This is a genomic window from Streptomyces sp. NPDC045695 (assembly GCF_056432025.1).
Map to the genome: position 1 here is coordinate 40,552 of NZ_JBWKJU010000016.1, position 9,952 is coordinate 50,503.

Genomic DNA, 9,952 nt, shown 5'->3' on the forward strand with positions numbered 1-9,952 from the left:
TTGCCGTCGTGTTGCGCCGGGGTGACGGGTGTTCTTTCCGGTTGCTCACAGGGCGGTCGGCGCGGGGTGTCGGGGGGCTGTGCGGACCCGCACCGGGGCGGATCGGGCCGCCGGGCGAACCACACCGGCCCCGCGAGCGTCCTGACCAGGGAAGCAGCAGCCGAGACACCAGGGGGACGGACGATGCGCGGAGCGCGCCTGCCGAGAGTCACGTGGAGCCGGGCGGCCGCGGCGCTGCGCAGCGTGCGGTGCCGGCGGCTCGCGGTGCAGGGCCTCATGGCGGGCTGCGTGCTGGCGCTGCTGCCTTCGGCGTGGATGCACGCGGCGGCCGCCGACCGGCTGCGGACCACGGCCGACGCGCCCGCCGCCGGGGTGGCCGTGGTGTTCGGGGCGGGCCTGTGGCGCGGGCAGCCCACCCCCTACCTCGCCGACCGGCTCGACGCCGCCGCCGAGCTGTACCGCACCGGCAAGGTCAAGGTCGTGCTGGTCACGGGGGACAACAGCCGCAGGGAGTACGACGAGCCCGACGCGATGCGCACGTACCTGATCTCGCACGGGGTGCCGGACGGTCGGATCGTCAGCGACTACGCCGGCTTCGACACCTGGGACTCCTGCGTACGGGCCAAGAAGATCTTCGGGGTCGAGCGGGCCGTCCTGGTCACCCAGGGCTTCCACATCCGCCGGGCCGTCGCCCTGTGCCAGGCGGCGGGTCTGGACTCCTACGGCGTCGGCGTGGCCGACGTGCACGACGCCACCTGGTACTACGGGGAGACCCGCGAGGTCTTCGCGGCGGGCAAGGCGGCGCTGGACGCGGCCTTCAAGCCCGCCCCCCGCTACCTGGGACCGAAGGAGCCGGGCGTGTCGCAGGCCCTGGCGGCCGCGGCCGGCTGACGCACCCTCCCCGGCCGGGCCCGCGGCGGTCCCGCGCCTGCCTCACCGCAGGCGGCGGGCGGCGCTGAGGTGGAGCACCCGGACTTGTAACGCGCCGCGGCGCCCCGCGTAACACCACCGACGCACGCTGGGGCGCATGCACCTCTCGGACTCCGCCACCGCCACGCACTGCCCGTACTGCGCACTGCAGTGCGGCATGAACCTCCGTCCGGAGCCGGGCGGGGCGGGCGTGACGGTGGAGGAGCGCGCGGACTTCCCCGTGAACCGGGGCGCGCTGTGCGGCAAGGGCCGCACCGCCCCCGCCGTGCTCTCCTCCCGGGTGCGCCTGACGGAGCCGCTCGTCCGCACCCACGCCGGGCGGCTCGAACCGGCCACCTGGGAGGAGGCCCTCGACGCCGTCGCCGAGGGCCTCGCCCGCACGGGCCGTGCGCACGGACCGGACGCCGTCGGCGTCTTCGGCGGCGGCGGGCTCACCAACGAGAAGGCGTACGCGCTCGGCAAGTTCGCCCGCGTGGCCCTGCGCACCTCCCAGATCGACTACAACGGCCGCTTCTGCATGTCCTCGGCGGCCGCCGCGCACCAGCGGGCCTTCGGGCTCGACCGGGGCCTGCCCTTTCCGCTGGAGGACATCCCGCGCACCGGCTGTGTGATCCTCGTCGGCTCGAACCTGGCCGAGACGATGCCCCCCGCCCTGCGCTACCTCACCGAGCTCAAGGCCAACGGCGGCACCCTGATCGTCATCGACCCGCGCCGCACGCGCACGGCCGAGCAGGCCGATCTGCACCTGGCCCCGCGCCCGGGCACCGACCTCGCCCTCGCGCTGGGGCTGCTGCACCTGGTCGTCGCGGAGGGCCGTACGGACGAGGAGTTCATCGCCGGGCGCACCACGGGCTGGGAGGAGGCCCGGGCGGCCGCGATGGCCCACTGGCCCGAGCTGGTCGAACGCATCACCGGCGTGCCGGTCCCCAGGCTCCGCGAGGCGGTGGCGATGTTCTGCGCCCCCGAAACCGCGATGGTCCTCACCGCCCGCGGCCCGGAGCAGCAGTCCAAGGGCACCGACACCGTCGGCGCCTGGATCAACCTGTGCCTGGCCACCGGCCGGGCCGGCCGGCCGCTCTCCGGCTACGGCTGTCTCACCGGGCAGGGCAACGGGCAGGGCGGCCGCGAGCACGGTCAGAAGGCCGACCAGCTCCCCGGTTACCGCAAGCTGACCGACCCGGCGGCCCGCGCGCACGTCGCCGGGGTCTGGGGCGTGGACCCCGACAGTCTGCCCGCGCCCGGCCGCAGCGCGTACGAACTCCTCGACGCCCTCGGTACGGACGTCCGCGCCCTCCTCCTCATGGGCTCCAACCCGGTGGTCTCGGCCCCCCGCGCCGCGCACATCGAGGACCGCATCCGCTCCCTGGACTTCCTCGCGGTCGCCGACGTCGTCCTGTCCGAGACGGCGGCCCTCGCCGACGTGGTCCTCCCGGTCACCCAGTGGGCGGAGGAGACCGGCACCACCACCAACCTGGAGGGCAGGGTCCTGCTGCGCCGCCGGGCCCTGACCCCGCCGCCGGGCGTGCGCACCGACCTGTACGTGCTGCACGAGCTCGCGGCCCGTCTCGGCGTCGAGAAGGGCTTCCCCACCGCCCCCGAGGAGGTCTTCGACGAGCTGCGCCGCGCCTCCGCGGGCGGCCCGGCGGACTACTCGGGCATCAGCTACGCCCGCATCGAGGCCGAACAGGGCGTGTTCTGGCCCTGCCCGGACGGCTCGCCGGGCACGCCCCGCCTGTTCCTGGACCGGTTCGCCACCGACGACGGCCGGGCCCGCTTCGTTCCCGTCTCCCACCGCGACGCCGCCGAGGTCCCGGACGCCGACTACCCCCTCCTGCTCACCACGGGCCGCGTCGTCGCCCAGTACCAGTCGGGGGCCCAGACCCGCCGTGTGGACGAGCTCAACGCGGCCGCCCCCGGCCCCTTCGTGGAACTCCACCCCCGCCTCGCCGCCCGCATCGGCGCCGTCGACGGCAGCCCCCTGGCGGTGACCTCCCGCCGCGGCCGCGCGGTGGCCCCGGCCCGCATCACGGACGCCATCCGCGCGGACACGGTCTTCATGCCCTTCCACTGGCCGGGCGAGGGCCGCGCCAACACGCTGACCAATCCGGCCCTCGACCCGATCTCCCGGATGCCGGAGTTCAAGGTCTGCGCCGTCCGCGTCGAGCTGGTCTAGGGGCGTTCATCTCGGACATACGTCCGATCTGCATCGGGCTTTCCGCCGGGGGGTAACCATCCGGTCACGCACCGGACTCAGAAAGTGGGCGCACGACCCTCGTGGGGGCGATGTGCCGTACCCCACACTGAATGCGGTGCCCCCGTCCTCGGAGCCCTGGAGGTCGCCCCCGTGCAGACCCGGACCCTGACCGTGAACGTGAGCGAGTCCTCGGAGGCCATGCCCGTGGACGAAGAGCCCGAGGTACTGGAGCTGATCGAACCAGTACCTGCTCCGCGCAGGCGGAGCCCAGGGGACAGCGGGAGCGGAGCGGGGCCCTCCGCCGATCTGTTCCGGCAGTACCTCCGCGAGATAGGCAGGATCCCGCTGCTCACCGCCGTCGAGGAGGTCGACCTCGCGCGGCGCGTCGAAGCGGGTCTGTTCGCCGAGGAGAAGCTCGCCAGCACCCCCGATCTCGACTCCCAGCTCGCCGTCGACCTCGACAAGCTCGTCGTCATGGGGCGCATGGCCAAACGCCGTCTCATCGAGTCGAACCTGCGGCTCGTCGTCTCCGTCGCGAAGCGGTACGTGGGCCGCGGGCTCACCATGCTCGACCTGGTGCAGGAGGGGAACCTCGGTCTCATCCGGGCCGTTGAGAAGTTCGACTACGCCCGCGGTTACAAGTTCTCCACCTACGCCACCTGGTGGATCCGCCAGGCGATGTCCCGGGCCCTCGCCGACCAGGCCCGGACCATCCGCGTCCCGGTGCACGTCGTCGAGCTGATCAACCGGGTAATCCGCGTACAGCGGCGCATGCTCCAGGAGCGCGGGTACGAGCCCACCGCCGAAGAGGTGGCCGTCCACCTGGAGTTGAGCCCCGAGCGGGTCCTCGAAGTGCTCCGCCTCGCCCAGGAGCCGGTCTCCCTGCACGCGCCGGTCGGCGAGGAGGACGACGTCGCGCTCGGCGACCTCATCGAGGACGGCGACGCCGCGTCCCCGGTGGAGTCCGCCGCCTTCTTCCTCCTGCGCGAACACCTGGAAGCCGTGCTGTCGACCCTCGGTGAGCGGGAGCGCAAGGTCGTCCAGCTGCGCTACGGGCTCGCCGACGGCCGCCCCCGCACACTGGAGGAGATCGGCCGCATCTTCGGCGTGACGCGCGAGCGGATACGCCAGATCGAGTCCAAGACCCTCAACAAGCTGCGCGACCACGCCTTCGCGGACCAGCTGCGGGGATATCTCGACTGACGGCGGCGGGGCGCCCCGCGGGGCGCCCCGGCCGCCGCCCGCGACCGTCCTAGTCGACCTCGACGACCGCCTGCGTGAACTGCGCCGCGTACAGCCGCGCGTACGCGCCGTCCGCCGCCAGCAGCTCCTCGTGCGTGCCCTGTTCCACGATCGAGCCGCTCTCCATCACCAGGATCACGTCCGCGTCGCGGATCGTGGAGAGCCGGTGCGCGATCACGAAGGACGTACGGCCGTGCGCGAGCCGCGCCATCGCCTTCTGGATGAGCACCTCGGTACGGGTGTCCACCGAGCTCGTCGCCTCGTCGAGCACCAGGATCACCGGGTCCGACAGGAACGCCCGGGCGATGGTGATCAGCTGCTTCTCGCCCGCGCTGACGCCCGCGCCCTCGTCGTCCAGGACGGTGTCGTAGCCGTCCGGCAGGGTGCGGATGAAGCGGTCCGCGTGGGCCGCCCGCGCCGCCTCCTCGATCTCGGCGCGCGTGACCTCGCGCGCGGCGCCGTAGGCGATGTTGTCCGCGATGGTGCCGCCGAACAGCCAGGTGTCCTGGAGCACCATGCCGATGCCGCTGCGCAGTTCCTCGCGCGTCATCTTCGCGATGTCCACCCCGTCGAGGGCTATCTCCCCGCCGGTGACCTCGTAGAACCGCATCAGGAGGTTCACGAGCGTGGTCTTGCCGGCGCCCGTCGGGCCGACGATCGCGACCGTGTGGCCCGGCTCGACCGTCAGCGAGAGGTTCTCGATCAGCGGCTTGTCCGGCTCGTAGCGGAAGGCCACCTTGTCGAAGGTGACCTGGCCGTGCAGCTCCTGCGGGCGCTCCGGAACCTCGGCGTCCGGTTCTTGCTCCGCCGCGTCCAGCAGCTCGTAGACCCGCTCGGCCGAGGCGACGCCGGACTGGACGAGGTTCGCCATCGAGGCGACCTGCGACAGCGGCATGGAGAACTGCCGCGAGTACTGGATGAAGGCCTGCACGTCACCGATCGACAGGGTGCCCGAGGCCACCCGCAGACCGCCGACGACCGCGACCAGTACGTAGTTGATGTTCGATATGAAGAACATCACCGGCTGCATGATCCCGCTGACCAACTGCGCCTTGAACGAGGCCCGGTACAGCGCCTCGTTCTGCTCGGCGAAGAGGGCGGCGGACTCCTTCTGCCGGCCGAAGACCTTCACCAGCGTGTGCCCCGAGTACATCTCCTCGATGTGGGCGTTCAGCGCACCGGTCGTCTTCCACTGCGCCACGAACTGCGGCTGCGACTTCTTGCCGATCTTCGCGGCCACGAAGACCGAGACCGGCACGGTCACCAGCGCGACCAGCGCCAGCAGCGGCGAGATCCAGAACATCATCGCGAGCACGCCGACGATGGTCAGCAGCGAGTTCAGCAGCTGCCCCATCGTCTGCTGGAGCGTCTGCCCGATGTTGTCGATGTCGTTCGTGGCGCGGCTGAGCACCTCGCCGCGCTTCTGCTGGTCGAAGTACGACAGCGGCAGCCGCGACAGCTTCGCCTGGAGCTCCTCGCGCATCCGGTACACGGTGTCGTTCATGACGTGGTTCGACAGCCGCGTCGCCACCAGCATCAGCAGACCGGCGAGGGTGAAGACCACCAGCGCCCACACCGCCACGACCCCGACCGCGCCGAAGTCGATGCCCCGGCCCGGGGTGAAGTCGGTGCCGGACAGCATGTCCGCCATCCCGCCCCGGCCGTCCGCCCGCATCCCGTCGAGCGCCTCCTGCTTGGTGAGGCCCTCCGGCATCTCCCGGCCCACGATCCCCGCGAACACCAGGTCGGTGGCCTCGCCCAGGATCTTCGGGCCGACGACGGCGCAGCCGACGCTGGCGACCACGGCCCCGACCATGCCCCACAGCTTCGCCCGGTCCTGCGCGAGCTGGCCCAGCAGCCGCTTGCCCGAACCCTTGAAGTCCATGGACCGCTGGACCGGTCCCACCATCATCCGTCCTCCGGGCCCGCTCATGCGGCCTCCGCCTCCGTCAGCTGGGAGAGCACGATCTCCCGGTAGGTCTCATTGCCGGCCATCAGCTCGTGATGGCGTCCCTCGCCCACGACCGCACCCTCGTCCAGCACGATGATCCGGTCGGCGTCGCGGATCGTGGAGACCCGCTGGGCGACGATGACCACCGTCGCCTCCCGGGTCTCACGGGCGAGCGCCGCGCGCAGCGCCGCGTCCGTCGCGTAGTCCAGGGCCGAGAAGGAGTCGTCGAAGAGGTAGATCTCCGGACGCTGCACGAGCGTGCGGGCGATGGCCAGGCGCTGGCGCTGGCCGCCGGAGACGTTCGTTCCGCCCTGGGTGACGGGCGCTTCGAGCCCGCCGTCCAGCGCGGAGACGAAGTCCTTCGCCTGGGCCACCTCCAGGGCGTGCCACAGCTCTTCGTCGCTCGCGTCCGGGCGCCCGTAGCGCAGGTTGGAAGCGACCGTTCCGGAGAAGAGGTACGGCTTCTGGGGGACCATGCCGACCGTCCTGGCCAGCAGCTCCGGGTCGAGCCGGCGGACGTCCTCCCCGTCGACCAGTACGCGGCCGCCGGTCGCGTCGATCAGCCGGGGGACCAGGCTCAGCAGCGTGGACTTGCCGCTGCCGGTGGAGCCGATCACCGCGGTGGTCTCGCCGGGACGGGCCGTCAGGCTCACGCCGCGCAACACCGGGGCCTCGGCGCCCGGATAGCGGAAGTCGGCGCCGCGCAGCTCCAGCAGCCCGCTGCTGGCCAGCTCGCGCACCGGGTCGGTGGGCGGGACCACGCTGGAGCGGGTGTCCAGGACCTCCTGGATGCGCTCCGCGCAGACCTCGGCGCGCGGCACCATCATGAACATGAAGGTGGCCATCATCACGGCCATGACGATCTGCATCAGGTAGGCGAGGAAGGCCGTCAGCTGGCCGATCTCCATGCCGCCGCTGTCGACGCGCATCGCGCCGAACCAGATGACGGCGACGCTGGAGATGTTCACGACCACGATGACGGTGGGGAACATCAGGGCGAGGAACTTGCCGGCGAGCAGCGAGACGCCGGTGAGGTCGGCGTTGGCGTCGCGGAAACGGTCCTTCTCGTAGTCGTCGCGGATGAAGGCGCGGATCACGCGGTTGCCGGTGATCTGCTCGCGCAGCACCCGGTTGACGGTGTCCAGGCGGTCCTGCATCTGACGGAACAGCGGCCGCGTCCTGAAGACGATGGCGCCGACCGAGATGCCGAGTACGGGCACCACGGCGAGCAGGACGCCGGACAGCCGCACGTCGAGCGAGAGCGCCATGGCGATGCCGCCGACGCACATGATCGGGGCCGACACCATCAGGGTGAAGGTCATCAGCACCAGCATCTGGACCTGCTGGACGTCGTTCGTCGTACGGGTGATCAGCGACGGCGCGCCGAACTGGCCGAGCTCCCGTGCGGAGAAGCTCTGCACCCGGTCGAAGACGGCGCCGCGGACGTCCCGGCCGAAGGCCGCCGCCGTACGGGCGCCGTAGTAGACGGCGCCGGCGTTGCAGACGAGCTGGACGAGAGACACGCCGAGCATCAGCGCGCCGAAGCGCAGGATGTAGCCGGTGTCGCCGTTGACCACACCGGTGTCGATGATGTCGGCGTTGAGGGTGGGCAGATAGAGGCTCGCGCTGGTCTGCAGCAGTTGCAGCAGGACCAGCACGGCGATCGGTTTCCGATACGTCCCCAGATGGGTCCGCAGAAGTCGTATGAGCACGCGCAGGCTCCGGTCGGGAAGATCGAGGGGTTCACCCCATCTTGGGCCAACCGGGGGTCCGATCCCCAGTGGATTTCCTAAAAGCCGGTCAAAAGGACTACGACGTGCCGGGACCTCCGACGGGACCTGCGAGCGGGAGTCCCAGCGGGAGTCCTAGAACGCCCCGGGGTGGAGCTGCTCCCGCGTCGCCACGTACTGCTGGCGCACCGCCTGCCACGCCGGGAGCTCCTCGCCCGGCTCGAACACCTGAGCCGCGGGCGTGGGCCACACCGGCGGAGTGTGCGGGGCCAGCGTGCCCTGCGCCACACCGAGCGCCCAGGCCGCCTGGCGCGCCGCGCCCAGCGCCGCGTAGTCGGCCGGCGCCGGCACGACGACCTGCGTCCCGAACAGCCCCGGCGCCGCCGCCTGTACGGCGGGCAGCTCGGCCGCCGCGCCCAGCAGGAACACCCGCCGGATCTCCACCCCGCGCGAGCGCAGCACGTCCAGCGCGTCCACCAGCCCGCACAGCATGCCCTCGAAGGCGGCCCGGGCCAGGTGCTCCGGCTTCATCGAGTCCCGGCGCAGCCCGGACAGCGTCCCGGCGGCGTGCGGCAGGTTCGGCGTCCGCTCACCCTCCAGGTACGGCAGGAGTACGAGGCCGTGCGCGCCCGGCGTCGACTTCAGCGCGAGCTCGGACAGCCCCTCCAGATCGGTGCCGAGCAGCTCGGCGGTGCCGCGCAGGGCCCGTACGGCGTTGGAGGTGTTCACCACGGGCAGGTGCATGCCGGTGGCGTCGGCCAGGGAGGTGATCAGACCGCCCGGCTCCGACAGCGCCTCGTGGTGCACCGCCATCACCGAGCCGGAGGCACCGAGCGAGACCACGGCGTCGCCGGGGCCCAGCCCCAGCCCGAGCGCCGCGGCCATCGTCTCGCCGGTTCCGGCGGAGATCAGCAGCCCCTCGGGCGTGGTCCCGGCGGCGTCGGCCGGGCCGAGCACCTCGGGCAGCAGCGCCTGGTGGCCGAGCGCCCGCTCGACCAGGTCGGGCCGCCAGGAGCCGGAGGCCGCCGACCAGTAGCCCGTGCCGGAGGCGCCGCCGCGGTCGGTGGTCCGCCGGACCGGCCGGCCCAGCAGCTGCCAGACCAGCCAGTCGTGGGGGGACATCAGCACGGCCACCCGGCGCGCCGCCTCGGGCTCGGTGCGGGCCAGCCACGCCAGCTTCGCGATGGGCTGCGCGGCGTGCGGGACGCCGCCGACGGCCTCGGTCCAGGCGTGGCGGCCGCCGAGCGAGTCGATCAGCTCGGCCGCGGCGGCCTGGCCGCGCTTGTCGTTGCCGACCAGGGCGGGGCGGACCAGAGTGCCCTGCGCGTCCAGCGCCAGCAGGCCGTGCTGCTGCGCGGAGACCCCGATCGCCTGGACCCCTTCGAGGATCCCGCCGCCGGCCGCCTCGCCGAGCGAGAGCAGCCAGGCCTGCGGATCGGTCTCGTGGGGGCTGGCGCCGTCGGGTTCGCCCGTGGGCTGCGGATGGGGGGCGTACCCCTGGCGCAGCACGGCACCGGTCTCGGTGTCGCAGACGATGATGCGTGTGAAGGCGGAAGAGCTGTCCAGCCCGGCGACTATCCCCATGCGGTGAATTCTGCCGCACGCGCGGCCGGTCCTGACCTCTCCGCGGTCCCCGGAACCTCACAGATCCCGGGAACCCCACGGCGTGCCTACGTTCCTACCCGGGCCTACGTCCTACCCGGAGCGTGCCCAGCGGGCGGCTAGGCCGACTCTTCCGGATCTTGTCGGGCCCGTGTCGTCCGGCACCGCACCTCGTCGCGTTGTCGGGGGGGGGGGGGGGGGGGGGGGGGTGGGTGGGGGCCCCCCCCCCTCGGTGTCCCACCACACATAAAGGAGCGCCAACGACAAAACCCAAAAAAAAAAAAAAACCACGACGGAACACGC

6 protein-coding genes are annotated in these 9,952 nt (G+C 72.3%); 3 read left to right on the top strand and 3 right to left on the bottom strand.

Annotated elements, in window-relative coordinates; all coding sequences use genetic code 11:
- Nucleotides 1-183: 183 nt before the first annotated feature.
- The 3 genes from AC07DU_RS24585 to AC07DU_RS24595 all read left to right on the top strand — a co-directional run bounded on the left by AC07DU_RS24585 (nucleotide 184) and on the right by AC07DU_RS24595 (nucleotide 4,327).
- The gene (locus AC07DU_RS24585; RefSeq protein ID WP_479113602.1) at nucleotides 184-891 is read left to right on the top strand and encodes a SanA/YdcF family protein; all 708 of its coding nucleotides are present in this window, start codon (nucleotides 184-186) and stop codon (nucleotides 889-891) included.
- A 136-nt stretch (nucleotides 892-1,027) separates the two neighbouring features.
- Nucleotides 1,028-3,103 carry a molybdopterin oxidoreductase family protein gene (locus AC07DU_RS24590; protein ID WP_360903988.1) on the top strand — a complete coding sequence of 692 codons (2,076 nt, stop codon included), beginning with the start codon at nucleotides 1,028-1,030 and terminating at the stop codon, nucleotides 3,101-3,103.
- A gap of 84 nt (nucleotides 3,104-3,187) precedes the next feature.
- Nucleotides 3,188-4,327 carry an RNA polymerase sigma factor gene (locus AC07DU_RS24595; protein WP_479113604.1) on the top strand — a complete coding sequence of 380 codons (1,140 nt, stop codon included), beginning with the start codon at nucleotides 3,188-3,190 and terminating at the stop codon, nucleotides 4,325-4,327.
- A gap of 49 nt (nucleotides 4,328-4,376) precedes the next feature.
- Here the strand turns inward: AC07DU_RS24595 and AC07DU_RS24600 are convergent, their stop codons facing one another.
- The 3 genes from AC07DU_RS24600 to AC07DU_RS24610 all read right to left on the bottom strand — a co-directional run bounded on the left by AC07DU_RS24600 (nucleotide 4,377) and on the right by AC07DU_RS24610 (nucleotide 9,631).
- Nucleotides 4,377-6,299 (bottom strand): ABC transporter ATP-binding protein, encoded by a 1,923-nt coding sequence (locus tag AC07DU_RS24600; protein ID WP_360903982.1) that lies wholly within the window; start codon nucleotides 6,297-6,299, stop codon nucleotides 4,377-4,379.
- The gene (locus AC07DU_RS24605) at nucleotides 6,296-8,029 is read right to left on the bottom strand and encodes an ABC transporter ATP-binding protein (RefSeq protein WP_479035486.1); all 1,734 of its coding nucleotides are present in this window, start codon (nucleotides 8,027-8,029) and stop codon (nucleotides 6,296-6,298) included. The genes AC07DU_RS24600 and AC07DU_RS24605 overlap by 4 nt, the downstream gene beginning before the upstream one ends.
- Nucleotides 8,030-8,182: 153 nt before the next feature.
- A complete protein-coding gene (locus AC07DU_RS24610) occupies nucleotides 8,183-9,631 on the bottom strand; it encodes an FGGY family carbohydrate kinase (RefSeq protein ID WP_479035488.1) in 1,449 nt (482 codons plus the stop codon).
- Between the last annotated feature and the right edge of the window lie 321 nt (nucleotides 9,632-9,952).

Coding starts and splice junctions, on each gene's coding strand:
- AC07DU_RS24585 (WP_479113602.1), top strand. CDS start 184: ATGCGCGGAGCGCGCCTGCCGAGAGTCACGTGGAGCCGGGCGGCCGCG.
- AC07DU_RS24590 (WP_360903988.1), top strand. CDS start 1,028: ATGCACCTCTCGGACTCCGCCACCGCCACGCACTGCCCGTACTGCGCA.
- AC07DU_RS24600 (WP_360903982.1), bottom strand. CDS start 6,299: ATGAGCGGGCCCGGAGGACGGATGATGGTGGGACCGGTCCAGCGGTCC.
- AC07DU_RS24610 (WP_479035488.1), bottom strand. CDS start 9,631: ATGGGGATAGTCGCCGGGCTGGACAGCTCTTCCGCCTTCACACGCATC.